This window comes from Ruegeria sp. D1(2025) (assembly GCF_056536425.1).
The window spans coordinates 234,131-249,810 of the sequence record NZ_JBQFPO010000004.1; the positions used below are offsets into that span (position 1 = coordinate 234,131).

The window sequence follows — 15,680 nt, forward strand, 5'->3', positions numbered from 1 at the left end:
ACCTTCAGCTGTCCTGACGCATGCGCCAGAGTTGAAAAATGTTCACGCCCGCATAGATGAATGCCGCCAACGCAGCAAAATCAAACAGCAGCGCGTGTCGCGCCGTCAATCCCAACGCGGGGCCGACAAACAAGTTCATGGCAAGCCAAATCGTCATCGTCACTGCGATGACGATACCGATATGTCGGCCCTTTCGGGCTATGGCCTGTTCTTTGTCCTTGTCCATCACACATTGATGCCCCGGATGGGCACCGGCTATTACTCTTCGTATGTGCCGTCTTTCTTGGCACGTTTCGCAAACTCGGTTTCTTCACCAGCGGCCAGCTTGCCCGCCTGCTCGATCCAGCCATCCCGTTCGATCCGGCCCTTGAACTTCAAACGCGCGTCGACCCAAGCCACCTGATCAGGCGTCCAGGCGGCGATCTGGTCAAAGTGGTAGAATCCCAGCTCGTTCAGCGTTTGCTCCAGCTTCGGCCCGACGCCTTTCAGCAGCTTGAGATCATCTGCCTTGCCATCCCGCGCAGCAGACAGCGTTTCAGGCGCGTTTTCCTTGGCCTTCGCCTCAGCCGCCTGTTTCACTGCAGGCTTAGCCGGCGCAGGTGCTTTGGGAGGCTTCGGAGCCGTCTTGGTCGCGGCAGCCTTGCCATCCTTGCCCAGCCAGGGCGTCAGGATCGGCACTTCGGTTCCGTCGATCCGCTTGACTGTATCACCCTGATCCGTCGCCAATGCGACGCTGGCGTTATACTGCGTTCGGCCACTGTCATGCTCGGTCAGGCTGGTCAGCCCTTTCAGCGGTTCCGCCGCATAGCGCCCGTTCTGCGGACCCGGCGTCGGAACCTTGCCCGCCGCCAGATCGTCAATGATCTGGCCAAAGCTCTCGGCGGTCAGATCCTCATAGTAATCCTTACCGATCTGCGCCATCGGAGCATTGGTGCAGGAGCCAAGGCATTCGACCTCTTCCCAGCTCAGCTTGCCATCGGCGGACAGTTCATGCGGCTTGGCGGCGATCTTTTCTTTGCAGACCGCAATCAGATCCTCGGCCCCGCAGATCATGCACGACGTCGTGCCGCAGACCTGAATGTGCGCAACAGATCCAACCGGTTGCAGCTGGAACATGAAGTAGAAAGACGCAACCTCAAGCACGCGAATATAGGCCATTCCCAGCATGTCGGCGACGGATTCAATCGCCGGACGGCTCAGCCAGCCCTCTTGTTCCTGTGCACGCCACAACAGTGGGATGACCGCGCTGGCTTGACGGCCTTCGGGGTATTTGGTGATCTGCGCTTCGGCCCATTGCTGGTTGGCAGCGGTGAAGGCAAAGCTTTCGGGTTGTTCGGGATGAAGACGGCGGAGCATTAGCGGTCAATCTCTCCAAATACGACGTCCATAGTGCCAATGATGGCGGCGACGTCGGCCAGTTGATGGCCCTTGGCGACGTGGTCCATGGCTTGCAGGTGCAGATAACCCGGAGCGCGCAGTTTGGCGCGGTAGGGTTTGTTGGTTCCGTCTGCGACCAGATAGACGCCGAACTCGCCCTTGGGGGCCTCGACGGCGGCGTAGACCTCGCCCGCAGGCACGTGGAAGCCTTCGGTATACAGCTTGAAGTGATGGATCAGGCTCTCCATCGAGGTCTTCATTTCCGAGCGTTTCGGCGGGGTGATCTTGCCGCGTGCCAGTACATCGCCGGGGCAATCACGGATTTTCGAGATGGCCTGACGGATGATGTGCAGCGACTGGCGCATCTCTTCCATGCGGCAGAGATAACGGTCATAGCAGTCGCCGTTCTTGCCAACGGGGATCTGGAATTCGAACTCGTCATAGCACTCATAGGGCTGCGCGCGGCGCAGGTCCCAAGCGAGGCCCGATCCGCGCACCATCACGCCCGAGAAACCGTATTTCTGGATGTCATCCTCGGTCACAACACCAATATCGGCGTTGCGCTGTTTGAAGATGCGGTTTTCGGTCAGCAGGCCGTCAATGTCATCGAGAACTGAGGGGAACTCATGGCTCCACGCCTCGATATCGTCCAGCAATTCCGGCGGCAGATCCTGATGTACACCGCCGGGGCGGAAATAGGCGGCGTGCAGGCGGGCCCCGCAGGCGCGCTCATAGAACACCATCAGCTTTTCGCGCTCTTCAAAGCCCCACAGCGGCGGGGTCAGCGCGCCAACATCCATCGCCTGCGTGGTCACGTTCAGCAGGTGGTTCAGGATGCGCCCGATCTCGGAATACAGAACCCGGATCAGCGAGCCGCGACGTGGCACTTCCACACCGGTCAGCTTTTCGATGGCCAGACACCAGGCGTGCTCCTGATTCATCGGGGCCACATAGTCCAGACGGTCGAAATACGGCAGGTTCTGCAGATACGTCCGGCTTTCCATCAGCTTTTCGGTGCCACGGTGCAGCAGGCCGATATGCGGGTCGCAGCGTTCGACGATCTCGCCGTCGAGCTCAAGCACCAAACGCAGAACTCCGTGCGCCGCAGGATGTTGCGGGCCGAAGTTGATGTTGAAGTTGCGGATCTTTTGTTCTCCGCTCAGCGCGTCCGTGCTGCCGTCATCGTATCTTGAGCCGTCCATCAACGCCCTCGTTTCTTCTTTTTCGCCTCAGCCCGGACCCGGACCTTTTCGGCTTCGGCCGCTTTCGCTGCAGCCCCCGCAAGCAAGACGCCCAAGGCGCCTAAAACGATCAGTTCGCCCATCATGTCAGCGTCGCTCCATCTCTTGCAGCTTCATGGCCATCATCCACAAAAGGACAATGACCACTGGCGAAATCACGCAAGCGAACGCCCAGTTCTGGTTGATCCCGAAATGCGGCAACAGCTTGGTCATCGGAATGACCGTTGCAACCACCACGATAATCCAGATCAAGAACTCCATGATTACGTCTCCTGTTTTTCGTCCCCTGGCAGAATGTAGTTCGCACCTTCCCATGGGGACATGAAATCGAATTGACGATATTCCTGAACCAGCGACACGGGTTCGTAGACCACGCGCTTCTGCGCCTCGTCGTACCGCACCTCGGTATAGCCGGTGGTCGGAAAATCCTTGCGCAGCGGATAGCCGCGGAAGCCATAGTCGGTCAGGATACGCCGCAGGTCCGGATGGCCCGAGAACAGGATGCCGAACATGTCGAACACCTCACGCTCGAACCAGTTGGCCGAGGGGTGAACGCCCACGATCGAGGGCACCATGTCTTCCTCGCGGATCGAGACCCGCAGGCGGATGCGCTGATTCTGGTACATCGACAGGAAGTGGTACACCACATCGAAGCGCTTGGCCCGTTCCGGGTAGTCCACACCGGTGATGTCCACCAGCGTCGAAAACTTGCAGTTCGGATCGGACGTCAGGAATTCGACAAATTCCACAAGGTTCGACGGGGCCACATCAACGTTCAGCTCGCCGTGGGATACATCCCAGGACAAAACGCAATCGGCCCGCTTCAGTTCCAACTGTGCGCCGAGTTCTTTGAGTGCTTCGCTCATCAGCTCTCTCCTCAGCGTACGATGGTGCCGGTGCGGCGGATTTTGCGCTGCAACTGCATCAGACCGTAAAGCAGCGCCTCAGCCGTCGGAGGGCAGCCGGGGACGTAGATGTCCACAGGAACAATCCGGTCACAGCCGCGAACAACAGAATAGGAATAGTGATAGTACCCACCGCCATTGGCGCAGGACCCCATCGAGATCACGTAACGCGGTTCCGGCATCTGGTCATACACCTTGCGCAGCGCCGGTGCCATCTTGTTGGTCAGCGTCCCCGCGACGATCATCACGTCAGACTGACGCGGAGAGGCGCGTGGAGCAATGCCAAACCGTTCGGCATCGTAGCGCGGCATCGAGGTGTGCATCATCTCAACCGCGCAGCAGGCCAGACCGAATGTCATCCAGTGCAGCGACCCGGTACGCGCCCAGTTGATGATGTCTTCGCTCGAGGTCAGCAGGAAGCCCTTGTCCTGCAGCTCGGCATTCAGGGCCTGGGTGGCGACTTCCTTGTCGACGCCAGCGGTGTTTGAGCCCGTCATCACTCCCATTCCAGGGCCCCTTTCTTCCATTCATAGGCAAAGCCGATCGTCAGCACCGCCAGGAATACCATCATGGACCAGAAACCCACATCGCTAATGTCGCGGAAGCCCACGGCCCAGGGGAACAGGAAGGCGATTTCCAGATCGAAGATGATGAAGAGAATCGAGACCAGGTAGAATCGGACGTCGAATTTCATCCGCGCATCGTCGAAGGCATTGAAGCCACATTCATATGCGCTGACTTTTTCAGGATCAGGATTGCGAACAGCAAGCACCACAGCCGCAAGAATAAGGACTATTCCAAGGCCTACGGCGACGGCCAGAAACACCAGGATCGGGAGATACTCCCGCAACAGCTCTTCCACGAGTGGCTCCTTTCCTGCGCGTCCGGTCCCGGGCGCGCCGTCAATTGGCGTGTTGACTGGACATTCTCTATCCGCGCGGGGTCAGAGGGTCAACCAAGCACAGGCGGCGAATGCCGTATTAATCTGCATGCCTGACCCCGATACACCGCCCGGATTTCGCTTTATCCAACAAACGGGAAGATGCTGCTAAACCTTACTATTCCATGCAGGTTTTCGTTTCTCGAAGAACGCACTGATTCCCTCTTGCGCCTCTTGTGTTTCCCACCTTTGGACCAGGGCGTTGATCGTGTGATCAATCACGGCATCGTCGATTTTCGGGCCCAACGCCTGAACAAGGCTTTTGGCGGACGCGACAGCCCCGGGCGCGCAGGACAGATAAGGTTCCACATGGGCTTCCACCGCGTCCTCCAGACCTTCGGCGGGCACGGTCTCAGCCAGCAGCCCAAGATCCACAGCCTCGCTCGCATCAAACAGGCGCGCGGACATGAAGACACGGCGCGCTCGCGCTTCGCCCATGCGAGCAACGACGTATGGCCCGATGGTTGCCGGGATCAGACCAAGGCGGGTTTCCGTCAGGCCCATCTTCAGGCTGTTCACACCGATCGCAATATCGCAGACGGCCACCATGCCCACACCGCCCCCGAACGCGTTGCCCTGCAAGGCGCCAATCAACGGCTTGGGCAGAGTATTCAGGGCGTTCAGCATTTCGGCCAGCTTGCGTGCTTCGGTGAACCGTGTGGCGGAATCCGCTGCCATCTGGTCCTGCATCCAACCAAGGTCGCCCCCGGCGCAAAAGCTCTTTCCTGCCCCGGTCAGAACAACCAAGCGCACGTTTTCATCCTTGCCCAGCGCCGCTGCCACGTTGGTCAGTTCCGCAATCATTTGCGCCGACATGGCGTTGTGCTTTTCGGGGCGGTTCAGGGTCAACCTGGCGACACCACGCTGATCAACTGCAATATCGATCGTTTCAAACATCGTTTTTCTCCTGTGGGTCTTCACGGATCGCAGCCGCCAAAAAGGTCGCCGCCTCGGCCGGATCTGTCTGCGCTGTGTCGATCCTGATATCGGGATTTGGAAACGGGTCGTATCTGCGCGTCTCAACGGCCTGCCAGGTCGGCGGTGACCAATTGCGTAACTCGACCACGCGCTTTTCGACACGTTTTCGATGTTCGGTCTTGTCTGAGCACCAGAATTCCACATCAAGATGCCGCGCCCGGGCTTTCCCCGACACACCGTGCCAAGCGTCTCGCGTCAGGCTGATCGGGTTCACACAATCGGCTATCACATCAAACCCCTGCTGCAAGGCACCAGTGGCAACGGCTTGTGCTGCGGCATAGCCGCCATCTGCAAGATCATCGACCTTCATATGCGACGACCGCATGGCGGTTTCGATCTGATCAATCCAAAGCCACAACGCACCTGTCCGCTCCGCAACCATTCGGGCAATTGTCGTTTTGCCAACACCCGGCAAACCGGACAGACACATCAAAACCGGCACTCAAGTGCCCCGCATCGAACGGGCCATCTCTGCCGCTTCCTGCAGGGTCGCGGCGTCCAGACCCGTGTCATAGCCCAACCGTTCAAGATGCGCCGCAACCGCCTCGGTCGCCACGTTCCCCGCCGCCCCCGGCGCGAATGGGCAGCCGCCCAACCCGCCGACCGCCGCATCGAAGACACGCACCCCGAGTGCCAGAGCGGCATCGATATTATCCATCGCCCGGCCATTCGTGTCATGAAAATGCCCCGCCAACCTTGTGACCGGCACCTGCTCGCGAACAGCAAGGATCATGCGCGCGATCTTGTCGGGCGTGCCCTGCCCGATGGTATCGCCCAATGAAATCTCATAGCAGCCGTGCGAAAACAGCACATCAGCCACTTCGGCGACTTTCTCCGGCGCTGTCGGTCCGTCATAGGGGCAGTCGGTCACGCAGGAAATATACCCGCGCACCGGCAAGTCGATATGCCGCGCTTCCTCCAGAATCGGCTCGAACCGCGCGATGGATTCCGCAATAGACGCATTGATGTTTGCCTTCGAAAACCCTTCGGATGCCGACGCGAATATGGCGATTTCGTCAGCATGTGCGGCAATAGCATCCTCATAGCCGCGCATATTTGGCGTCAAGGCAGCGTAGCGGACGCCAGCCGCGCGGGTAATGCCTGCCAAAACCGCTGCACTGTCTGCCATTTGCGGCACCCATTTCGGTGATACAAAACTCGCAACTTCGATGCGATTGAAGCCGGCATCGCTCAGGCGGTTCACCAGCTCCACTTTCTCGGCCAAGGGGATCTGGCGCTGTTCATTCTGCAGACCATCCCGGGGCCCGACCTCAAAGATTTCGACTCTGTCACCCATTCCTGCGCCTCTCCTGTGTTGTTCCGATCAACGGCTGAACCTGCCCCGACAATGGCATGCGATGCATCACAGGGATAGGCTACTCCTCTTCCAGCCGAACAAGCGCGGCACCGGCTTCGACCTGCGATCCGGGTGCGGCCAGAACTTCGGCAACGATGCCGTCGCGTGCGGCCAGCAAGGCGTGCTCCATTTTCATCGCTTCCAGAATGGCCAAGCGGTCGCCCTCCGATACGGACTGACCAGCCTCGGCGAACACGGCCTTGACCAGACCGGGCATGGGCGCCTCGATCACGTTTGTGTTGCCGGATGCTGTCGTATCGCGATCCAGCGGATCGATTAGTTCAAACGCGTGGCCGTAATCGTCAAAAACCGTGATGACGGCTCCGCTGATGGCAACGCGAGGCATGGGCTGACCGTCCAGACGCCAGAGGCCATCGCGCCGCCGTGCCTCGATCTGTTTCTGGTTTACATACCACAGTTGCCGGTCACGCCCATCGACCTGCACGTCCAGATCGATGACATCGCCCCGGTGCTGCAGGTGGACCGCACGACGCAGCGGCTCCCACAGAGTGAAACCGGTCTCGTGATCCGTGTTGACAAGGCCCAGGGCCGCCATAGCGGCGGCCACGGAATGTCCGGCAGAGGGTTCTGTTTCCGAAGTCAGCCCCGGCAATTCCCGGCCAATCAACCCGGTATCAACGTCTCCTGCTGCAAATCCTGCATGCCGTGTCAGCGCGCCCAGAAATGCAAGGTTCGTGACCGTTCCAGCGACCTCGGTTTGCTGCAACGCACGGTGCAATTGCTCCAGCGCCGCCGATCGGGTTGGTCCATGCACGATGACCTTGGCAATCATCGGATCGTACCACGGGCTGATTATGTCACCGGCACGCACACCACTGTCGGCGCGGCAATCATCTGGAAACCGAAGATGAGAAAGCTGTCCGGTCGCGGGCAGAAACCCTTTTGGTACGTCTTCAGCGTAAAGCCGCGCCTCGAAGGCATGCCCGCTGATCGACAGATCTTCTTGACCGGCGGGCAGCTTTTCCCCGGACGCGACCCGCAATTGCCATTCGACCAAATCAACGCCAGTGATCGCTTCTGTCACGGGATGTTCAACCTGCAACCGTGTGTTCATTTCCATGAACCAGAACCGGTCCGGGCGCAGCCCTTCCGAGGCATCTACAATGAACTCAACGGTCCCTGCGCCCTTGTAGCCGATCGCTTCGGCGGCCCGGACACCTGCCTGCCCCATCGCCTCGCGCATCTCGGACGTCATCCCCGGCGCTGGCGCTTCCTCGATGACCTTCTGATGGCGCCGCTGTAACGAGCAGTCCCTTTCGAACAAATGCACGGCATGAGTTCCGTCGCCGAACACCTGCACCTCGATATGGCGGGGTTTGGCGACGAATTTCTCGACCAGAACCGCGTCATTGCCAAACGCCGTCCTAGCCTCGCTGCGCGCGCTTTCCAGCGCGGCGTCGAAGTCCTGCGGCTTTTCGACCAAGCGCATGCCTTTGCCGCCGCCACCGGCAACCGCTTTGATAAGAACCGGGTAGCCAATGGTATCCGCAGCCCCGGCAAGGTGTTCCGGGTCCTGGTTTTCGCCGTGATAGCCGGGAACAACCGGCACACCGGCCTCCTCCATCAGAACCTTCGCGGCATCCTTCAATCCCATCTTGCGGATCGCATCGGCGGACGGTCCTATGAACGTCAGGCCGGCAGCTTCGACTGCATCCACGAAATCGGGGTTTTCGGACAGGAATCCATAGCCGGGATGGATCGCTTGCGCGCCGGTTTTTAACGCCGCCTCGATGATCACGTTCCCTTTAAGGTAGCTGTCCGCAGGGGCCGCGCCACCGATATGCACAGCCTCATCGGCCATCTGGACGTGCTTGGACCCGATATCGGCGTCCGAATAGACGGCAACGCAGGAAACGCCCAGCTTTTGCGCAGTTTCCATAACTCGGCAGGCAATCTCACCCCGGTTGGCAATCAGAATTTTAGTGAACACAAGCCCAGTTCCTCTCTGAACAAAAATCCCTCGACGAAGGATTTCTTCCCAAGAATTTTCGCAGAAACTTCTCTGCCATCACATCCTGAACACGCCGAAGCGCGTCTCCTCGATCGGGGCATTCAACGCAGCGCTCAGCGAGAGGGCCAGCACATCGCGGCTTTTGCGCGGGTCGATGATGCCGTCGTCCCACAACCGCGCCGAGGCATAGAGCGGATGCGACTGCTCCTCGAACATGTCCAGCGTGGGCCGCTTGAATTCCGCTTCTTCTTCAGCCGACCATGTGCCGCCCTGCCGTTCGATCCCGTCGCGCTTGACCGTGGCCAGAACACCCGCCGCCTGTTCGCCACCCATGACCGAGATGCGCGAGTTCGGCCAGGTCCAAAGGAAGCGTGGCTGGTAGGCGCGGCCCGCCATGCCATAGTTCCCGGCCCCGAACGAGCCACCGACAAGCATCGTAATCTTCGGAACCGAGGTCGTCGCCACTGCCGTCACCATCTTGGCCCCGTGCCGTGCGATGCCTTCGTTCTCGTATTTCCGCCCGACCATGAAGCCGGTGATGTTTTGCAGGAAAACCAGAGGGATTTTGCGTTGTGAACAGAGTTCAACGAAATGCGCGCCCTTCTGGGCTGCCTCTGAAAACAGCACCCCGTTATTGGCGATGATCCCGACGGGGCAGCCTTTGACATGGGCGAACCCTGTCACCAGCGTTTCCCCGAACCGCGGTTTGAACTCGTCAAAGCGCGAGCCATCCACCAGCCGCGCGATTACCTCGCGGATGTCATAGGGCGTGCGCAGATCGGCGGGGACCACCCCCAGAATCTCTTCAGGATCATAAGCGGGGTCCTCCGGGTTCGCCCAATCCACGGTCTGCGGCTTGCGCAGGTTCAGCGATGCGACGGCCCGGCGCGCCAGCGCCAGCGCATGGGCATCATCCTCGGCCAAATAGTCGGCTACGCCGGACAGGCGTGTATGAACGTCACCACCGCCCAGATCCTCGGAACTGACCACCTCACCCGTTGCGGCCTTGACCAGAGGCGGCCCGGCCAGAAAGATCGTCCCCTGCTCTTTCACGATGATCGTTACGTCCGACATCGCAGGCACATAGGCGCCACCCGCCGTGCACGACCCCATGACCACCGCAATCTGAGGGATCCCCTTCGCGCTCATCCGCGCCTGATTGTAGAAGATGCGACCAAAGTGGTCGCGGTCGGGAAAGACCTCATCCTGATTGGGCAGGTTCGCGCCGCCACTGTCGACCAGATAGATGCAGGGCAGATGATTTTCCTCGGCGATCTCCTGCGCGCGAAGGTGTTTCTTGACCGTCATCGGGTAGTATGTGCCGCCCTTCACGGTGGCGTCGTTACACACCACCATGACCTCGCGTCCCTGCACCCGGCCTATGCCCGCAATGGCCCCGGCAGACGGCGCGGCATCTCCGTACATGCCATGGGCCGCCGTTGCACCGATTTCAAGGAACGGAGAGCCCGGATCGAGCAAGTTCGCCACCCGGCGGCGCGGCAGCATCTTACCCCGGGATTCATGCCGTGCACGGGACTTTTCACCGCCCCCCATACGGGCCGCTTCCGCAGCAGCGGAGATTTGTGCCAATGCCTCGAGATGAGCAGCGCGATTTTGTTTGAAGCCCTCGGAGGTGGGCATGGCTTTGGATGTGAGTTTCATACCTTGACCTCTAATTTCAGCATTTGATTACTCAGCGGCATTGCAACAAAGACCACATAAATCAGAAAGGGAATGAATTTGGCGACGCCCGATGAAACGAAAGGTGCCATTGACGTTATACTGTCTGCTAGCACATCTAGTATTCCCTGAGAAATTAGGAAGAAAATCGGGACAAACATCAAGATAAGTGAAACCAAGAAAAAGCTCAGTGCGTTACCAAGCCTAACTCTTAGAACGCTGTTACAGTTCGCGCATTTACCTGCGGGCAAATGGCCTTCAACAATATCAACACTCCCCGCAAGCATCCAAGACACCCATAGCGGAAGCGGTTCACAACAATTCGGGCACTTTAGGCCAGCCAGTCGTCGAAAAAGCCCAATCAATTGTTTGTTTCCTCTGCAGCCAAGTGCTTCAACTCTTTCCGAATAACCTTCCCCGTCACCGTCATTGGCAATTCTTCCAAAAACGCCACCTCGCGCGGATAGGAGTAATGCGCCAGACGGTCTTTGACCCAATCCTGCAACTCGGCCCCCGACGCCTCGGCGCCGGGTTTCAGCACGACATAAGCCTTGACGATCTCGGTCCGCAGCGGGTCAGGCTTGCCGACTACGCCCACGGTCGCTACCGCCGGATGGGTCAGCAGGCAGTCTTCGATCTCGGCGGGGCCAATGCGGTAGCCAGCTGAAGTGATCACGTCATCTTCGCGGCCGACAAAATGCAGGTATTCCCCCTCCCACACGCCGCGATCGCCAGTGATCAGCCAATCGCCGCGAAACTTCTCGGTCGTGGCCTGAGGCCGGTTCCAGTACTCCAGCATCATTGAGGCCGACCCCTGCCTGATCGCTACGTCGCCTTCCTCGTCCGTCGGAACACCATACTCGTCGATCACCGCGACCTCATGCCCCGGCACCGGTTTGCCGATGCATCCGGGACGGACCGGATAGTCCTCGGCGCAGGAAGACACGACCATGTTGCATTCGGTCTGACCGTAGAATTCGTTGATGGTCAGGCCAAACGCCTTTTCCCCCCAGGCCAGCATTTCCGGGCCCAAAGGCTCTCCTCCCGAGGCGACAGAGCGCAGGCCGGGAATGCTCTGATCTGCCGCTTTCAGCATCCGCAGCGCAGTCGGCGGGAAGAAGACGTTCCGTATTCCACCCCGCGAAATCACGTCGGCGCACCCTTCGGGCGAAAACTTCTCAAGCCGCGCGGCAACCACCGGAATTCCCAATGCCAACCCCGGCATCAACACGTCGAACAGTCCGCCAATCCAGGCCCAGTCCGCAGGTGTCCAAAGGCAATCACCGTCCCGCAGATGGTTGTGGCTGATCGACACGCCCGGCAGATGGCCGGTCAGCACCCGATGCCCGTGCAAAGCCCCTTTCGGAGTCCCTGTTGTACCAGATGTATAGATCAAAACCGCAGGGTCGTCGGGGCCCGTGTCGGCAAAAGGCACCGGATCACCTGGTTCTCCGATCTGGTGCGCCAGCAAAGGTTCGGCCAGATCGCCCAGCAGCGCGGCCCCTTCGGCGTCGGTCAGCACAATCCACGCCCCGGAATCCCCGACTCGCGAAGACAGAGCATCGCGGCGGAACAGCTTGAACAGCGGCACTGAAATGGCACCGATTTTCCAGATTGCCAGATGTGCCGCAGCGCACCAGACAGACTGCCCCAGCAACACACCAACCCTGTCCCCGGTCCGCACCCTGCGCAACAGCGCCCGTGCCAAACCATCCGCCAGAGCGCTGAGTTCGCCGTATGTCACGGATGAGGTTTCTTCACCGGTCAGATCCAGCAGCGCCAATTTGTCCGGGGCCTGCGCCAAGCACTGCCGGGCCATGTTCAATTGCGCCGGACAATCCCAGCTGTGATCGGCGCGCAAACCCGGTATGACCTCAGTGGGACGCATGGGTTTTTTCCATTGTTTTACTGCGCTTTACCGCCGCTACCTCATTTGGCATTTCGACACGGATTTGACTCAGATCAGAGTCCGCCAGCCTTTGATCCGGCACCACAGCCTCATCAACATAACCAAAGGCATGAATATGACCAAGAAACTCGCCGCTTTGACCTTGTCTACTGCACTGGTTGCGCTGGCCGCGCCGGCTTTTGCACAATCGCAAGGGGACTGGACCGTGGGTATCGGTGTCGGCTACCTCGACCCGAAATCCGACAATGGCACTCTGGCCACGCTGGATGCCGAAGTCGGGTCCAGCACCCGCCCGATCTTTACCGCCGAGTACTTCGTCCGCAACAATCTTGGTATCGAACTTCTGGCCGCAACCCCGTTCAGCCACACCATCGCGCTGGGTGGCATTGATGCCGCCAGCACCAAGCAACTGCCGCCAACCCTGTCCCTGAACTATCACTTCCCGACCAACAGCGCCTGGAAGCCCTATGTTGGTGCCGGTCTGAACTACACGATCTTCTTTGACGAAAAGTCGGCCTTGGGCGATCTCGATATCGACAATTCCCTTGGCGTCTCGCTGCAGGCCGGCCTGGACTACATGGTCACCGAACAAGGCTCGGTGCGACTGAACGTGCGCTGGTTCGACATCGACTCGGACGTCACGCTGGACGGCGCCAAAATCGGCAAAGCCGAAATCGATCCGTGGCTGGTCGGTGTGTCCTACGTCCATCGCTTCTGATCCGTTCGCAATCCCGCCCCGCTGGTCCATTGGCCTGCGGGGCGAATTATCTCAGAGCATCTTGTTCATCATTTCGCGCCCAATCAGCATCCGACGGATTTCGCTGGTCCCGGCACCAATTTCCATCAGCTTTGCATCCCGGAAGATGCGGCTGACCGCGGCGTCGGACAGGAACCCGGCCCCGCCCATTGCCTGCACCGCCTGATGAGCCTGCGTCATGGCCTGCTCCGACGCATAGAGGCAGCAAGCCGCCGCGTCTTGACGGGTCACGTCGCCCCGGTCACAGGCCTTTGCGACCTCGTAGATATAAGCTCTGGCCGAGTTCATCGCGGTGTACATATCGGCGATCTTGCCCTGCATCAGCTGAAAGGTACCGATTGGTTTGCCAAACTGCTTGCGCTCGGCCAGATAAGGCATGACCTCATCCAGACAGGCCGCCATGATACCGGTTCCAATCCCCGCAAGAACGACGCGTTCGTAATCCAACCCGGACATCAGCACCGAAACGCCTTTGCCCTCCTCGCCCAGAACATTCTCGAAGGGCACTTCGACATCTTCGAAGATCAGTTCGGCGGTATTCGACCCGCGCATCCCCAGCTTGTCGAAATGGGGTGAGGTCGAAAACCCGGTCATCTCCTTTTCGATCAGAAAGGCGGTGATGCCCTTGGACCCTGCGTCCGGATCAGTCTTGGCGTAGACAACCAGCGTATCGGCATCCGGGCCGTTGGTGATCCAGTATTTGTTGCCATTCAGCCGATAATGATCGTTCCGTTTCTCGGCCCGCAGCTTCATCGACACAACATCGGATCCGGCCGAAGGTTCGGACATCGCCAACGCGCCGACATGCTCACCGGAAATCAGGCGTGGCAGGTATTTCTGTTTCTGCTCGGCGTTGCCGTTCAGCTTGATCTGGTTCACACACAGGTTCGAATGGGCGCCGTAAGACAAAGACACCGAAGCGGACGCGCGAGCGATTTCCTCGACCGCGACCGTGTGCGCCAGATAGGACATTCCGGCTCCGCCGTATTCCTCGGGCACGGTAATGCCCAGCAGGCCCAGTTCCCCCATTTCCGTCCACAGATCATTCGGAAACGCGTTCGAGGAATCGATCTCGGCGGCCATCGGTTTGACCCGCTCCTGCGCCCAGCGATGCACCATATCGCGCAGGGCATTCACATCTTCGCCCAGATCAAATTGCATTGTTGCGGTGAACATCCGGGGCCTCCCTTGCCGGTTTAATGAACAGTTGTTCAATAACGACATACCAGCTTGCATCCGGCCGGTCAACGTTACGGTTTCACGATCTACCAAAACGAAAAAACCGCCGCCTGATGGCAGGCGGCGGTTTGTTTGAGAAATCAAGCGTGCGCCGCAGGCGCACTCAATCGGATTGCGCCTGATAGACTGCTCCGACTTCGGATCGGATAATCCGTGCAATGACGCGACAGTCTTCAAGCGAAAACGTCAAAGGCACCCGCATATCCATGATGCCGGCCAGGATACGGTCGCTCGCTGGCATGCGAGTGCTTTCCGCATAGCGCCAGCTGTCATAGCGCGAGGTAAAACCGGCCGGTTCCGCCCCGCCAAACCACTTCAACTCCACCCCTCGCGCGGCACAGCGGGCAATGACCTCTGCGATGCGGTCAGGGGGCCAGTCCAGCAGCAGAAACTGGATCGAAGACCCGACATAGGTCTCGGCCTCCGGGCGTTCGACAATCGTCAACCCGGGCGTTTGGCGCAAACCTGCCTCAACTTCTCTGTAACGTTCGTTCCAGCGCTGCACCTGACGGTCGAGATCCCGCAGTTGCGGGCGCAGAATCGCGGCCCGCAGATTATCCATGCGGCCAGAAACGTTAGGCGTGGTGTATTTGATGCGCTCGAAAACCTCCGGCCCGGGGGCGGCCAGATGCCGTTCATACAGCATGTAGGATCCTGACAGCATCGTGGCCTTGGCGGCCAGTTCCTCATCATTGGTGATCAGCAGCCCGCCTTCACCGGAATTGACATGCTTGTAGGTTTGACAGGAATAGCACCCGATGGAGCCCTGACGGCCCGACAATTGCCCCCGCCATGCCGCGCCCATCGTGTGGGCGCAATCCTCGATCACCGTGACACCGGCCGCATCACACATCTGCATCAGCCGGTCCATGTCGCACAGATGTCCGCGCATATGGCTTAGCATCAGAACGCGTGCCTGACCCACCTTGCTTTCCAGATCGTCCAGATCGATCGTCAGGCTTTCCGTCACCCCGACAAACACCGGGCGGGCACCGACCGAGGCGATTGACCCCGGCACCGGAGCCAGCGTGAACGCATTCGTCAGAACCGGATCACCAGGCTGAACCCCGACGGCCCGTAAGGCGGTCGCCAGCGCATACCCCCCCGAGGACACGGCGAGACAGTATTTCGCACCGGTCTGCGCGGCGAATTCCTGTTCCAGCAACGCAGTCTCACCCAGTTCCCCGGGCACCACGTTATAGCGATGCAGCCGACCGTGCCGGAGGACGGCTAACGCGGCTTCGATTGCGTCTTCGGGGATGGGTTCCTGCTGCGTGAAGCTGCCAGAGAATGTTTCGGTCATGTGCCAGTTCTGATCCTGCAAA

The 15,680-nt window shown here is 59.5% G+C and carries 16 protein-coding genes; 1 reads left to right on the forward strand and 15 read right to left on the reverse strand.

Features of this window, described 5'->3' with window-relative positions; translation table 11 throughout:
• Positions 1 to 4 precede the first annotated feature (4 nt).
• The 13 genes from ACR1XU_RS12360 to ACR1XU_RS12420 form a co-directional block, all read right to left on the reverse strand.
• Positions 5 to 226, reverse strand: coding sequence for a DUF5337 domain-containing protein (locus tag ACR1XU_RS12360; protein WP_170806546.1), 222 nt, complete (start codon positions 224 to 226; stop codon positions 5 to 7).
• 32 nt (positions 227 to 258) lie between these two features.
• Positions 259 to 1,356: an NADH-quinone oxidoreductase subunit NuoE gene (gene nuoE, locus ACR1XU_RS12365; protein WP_480908553.1), complete on the reverse strand. Its 1,098-nt coding sequence runs from the start codon at positions 1,354 to 1,356 to the stop codon at positions 259 to 261.
• On the reverse strand, positions 1,356 to 2,579 hold the full coding sequence (locus ACR1XU_RS12370) for an NADH-quinone oxidoreductase subunit D (RefSeq protein WP_480908555.1): 1,224 nt from the start codon (positions 2,577 to 2,579) through the stop codon (positions 1,356 to 1,358). The genes nuoE and ACR1XU_RS12370 overlap by 1 nt, the downstream gene beginning before the upstream one ends.
• Positions 2,580 to 2,705: 126 nt before the next feature.
• Complete coding sequence (locus ACR1XU_RS12375) at positions 2,706 to 2,879, reverse strand: hypothetical protein (protein WP_480908557.1); 174 nt, start codon at positions 2,877 to 2,879, stop codon at positions 2,706 to 2,708.
• 2 nt (positions 2,880 to 2,881) lie between these two features.
• On the reverse strand, positions 2,882 to 3,484 hold the full coding sequence (locus ACR1XU_RS12380) for an NADH-quinone oxidoreductase subunit C (RefSeq protein WP_480908559.1): 603 nt from the start codon (positions 3,482 to 3,484) through the stop codon (positions 2,882 to 2,884).
• 11 nt (positions 3,485 to 3,495) lie between these two features.
• On the reverse strand, positions 3,496 to 4,029 hold the full coding sequence (locus ACR1XU_RS12385) for a NuoB/complex I 20 kDa subunit family protein (protein ID WP_480525231.1): 534 nt from the start codon (positions 4,027 to 4,029) through the stop codon (positions 3,496 to 3,498).
• Positions 4,020 to 4,385 (reverse strand): NADH-quinone oxidoreductase subunit A, encoded by a 366-nt coding sequence (locus ACR1XU_RS12390; protein ID WP_170615352.1) that lies wholly within the window; start codon positions 4,383 to 4,385, stop codon positions 4,020 to 4,022. Before ACR1XU_RS12390 ends, ACR1XU_RS12385 begins: the two co-directional genes overlap by 10 nt.
• Before the next feature lie 186 nt (positions 4,386 to 4,571).
• A complete protein-coding gene (locus ACR1XU_RS12395; RefSeq protein ID WP_480908562.1) occupies positions 4,572 to 5,360 on the reverse strand; it encodes a crotonase/enoyl-CoA hydratase family protein in 789 nt (262 codons plus the stop codon).
• Positions 5,353 to 5,883, reverse strand: coding sequence for a P-loop nucleotide/nucleoside kinase family protein (locus tag ACR1XU_RS12400; RefSeq protein ID WP_480908564.1), 531 nt, complete (start codon positions 5,881 to 5,883; stop codon positions 5,353 to 5,355). Before ACR1XU_RS12400 ends, ACR1XU_RS12395 begins: the two co-directional genes overlap by 8 nt.
• The gene (locus ACR1XU_RS12405; protein ID WP_480908566.1) at positions 5,884 to 6,738 is read right to left on the reverse strand and encodes a hydroxymethylglutaryl-CoA lyase; all 855 of its coding nucleotides are present in this window, start codon (positions 6,736 to 6,738) and stop codon (positions 5,884 to 5,886) included.
• Between the two features lie 79 nt (positions 6,739 to 6,817).
• The gene (locus ACR1XU_RS12410) at positions 6,818 to 8,749 is read right to left on the reverse strand and encodes an acetyl/propionyl/methylcrotonyl-CoA carboxylase subunit alpha (protein WP_480908568.1); all 1,932 of its coding nucleotides are present in this window, start codon (positions 8,747 to 8,749) and stop codon (positions 6,818 to 6,820) included.
• 78 nt (positions 8,750 to 8,827) lie between these two features.
• A complete protein-coding gene (locus tag ACR1XU_RS12415; RefSeq protein WP_480812188.1) occupies positions 8,828 to 10,432 on the reverse strand; it encodes a carboxyl transferase domain-containing protein in 1,605 nt (534 codons plus the stop codon).
• Positions 10,433 to 10,811: 379 nt separating this feature from the next.
• The gene (locus tag ACR1XU_RS12420) at positions 10,812 to 12,338 is read right to left on the reverse strand and encodes an AMP-binding protein (RefSeq protein ID WP_480908570.1); all 1,527 of its coding nucleotides are present in this window, start codon (positions 12,336 to 12,338) and stop codon (positions 10,812 to 10,814) included.
• A gap of 136 nt (positions 12,339 to 12,474) precedes the next feature.
• On the opposite strand from ACR1XU_RS12420, the gene ACR1XU_RS12425 reads away from it, so the two are divergent.
• Positions 12,475 to 13,077, forward strand: a complete 603-nt coding sequence (locus ACR1XU_RS12425) for an OmpW/AlkL family protein (protein WP_480908572.1) — start codon at positions 12,475 to 12,477, stop codon at positions 13,075 to 13,077.
• A gap of 51 nt (positions 13,078 to 13,128) precedes the next feature.
• Here ACR1XU_RS12425 and ACR1XU_RS12430 read toward each other — a convergent pair whose 3' ends face one another.
• Positions 13,129 to 14,292 carry an isovaleryl-CoA dehydrogenase gene (locus ACR1XU_RS12430; protein ID WP_480525216.1) on the reverse strand — a complete coding sequence of 388 codons (1,164 nt, stop codon included), beginning with the start codon at positions 14,290 to 14,292 and terminating at the stop codon, positions 13,129 to 13,131.
• A 166-nt stretch (positions 14,293 to 14,458) separates the two neighbouring features.
• A complete protein-coding gene (locus tag ACR1XU_RS12435; protein ID WP_480908574.1) occupies positions 14,459 to 15,658 on the reverse strand; it encodes a DegT/DnrJ/EryC1/StrS family aminotransferase in 1,200 nt (399 codons plus the stop codon).
• Between the last annotated feature and the right edge of the window lie 22 nt (positions 15,659 to 15,680).

Coding starts and splice junctions, on each gene's coding strand:
- ACR1XU_RS12375 (WP_480908557.1), bottom strand. CDS start 2,879: ATGGAGTTCTTGATCTGGATTATCGTGGTGGTTGCAACGGTCATTCCG.
- ACR1XU_RS12415 (WP_480812188.1), bottom strand. CDS start 10,432: ATGAAACTCACATCCAAAGCCATGCCCACCTCCGAGGGCTTCAAACAA.
- nuoE (WP_480908553.1), bottom strand. CDS start 1,356: ATGCTCCGCCGTCTTCATCCCGAACAACCCGAAAGCTTTGCCTTCACC.
- ACR1XU_RS12425 (WP_480908572.1), top strand. CDS start 12,475: ATGACCAAGAAACTCGCCGCTTTGACCTTGTCTACTGCACTGGTTGCG.
- ACR1XU_RS12385 (WP_480525231.1), bottom strand. CDS start 4,029: ATGGGAGTGATGACGGGCTCAAACACCGCTGGCGTCGACAAGGAAGTC.
- ACR1XU_RS12420 (WP_480908570.1), bottom strand. CDS start 12,338: ATGCGTCCCACTGAGGTCATACCGGGTTTGCGCGCCGATCACAGCTGG.
- ACR1XU_RS12435 (WP_480908574.1), bottom strand. CDS start 15,658: ATGACCGAAACATTCTCTGGCAGCTTCACGCAGCAGGAACCCATCCCC.
- ACR1XU_RS12380 (WP_480908559.1), bottom strand. CDS start 3,484: ATGAGCGAAGCACTCAAAGAACTCGGCGCACAGTTGGAACTGAAGCGG.
- ACR1XU_RS12370 (WP_480908555.1), bottom strand. CDS start 2,579: ATGGACGGCTCAAGATACGATGACGGCAGCACGGACGCGCTGAGCGGA.
- ACR1XU_RS12395 (WP_480908562.1), bottom strand. CDS start 5,360: ATGTTTGAAACGATCGATATTGCAGTTGATCAGCGTGGTGTCGCCAGG.
- ACR1XU_RS12360 (WP_170806546.1), bottom strand. CDS start 226: ATGGACAAGGACAAAGAACAGGCCATAGCCCGAAAGGGCCGACATATC.
- ACR1XU_RS12430 (WP_480525216.1), bottom strand. CDS start 14,292: ATGTTCACCGCAACAATGCAATTTGATCTGGGCGAAGATGTGAATGCC.
- ACR1XU_RS12405 (WP_480908566.1), bottom strand. CDS start 6,738: ATGGGTGACAGAGTCGAAATCTTTGAGGTCGGGCCCCGGGATGGTCTG.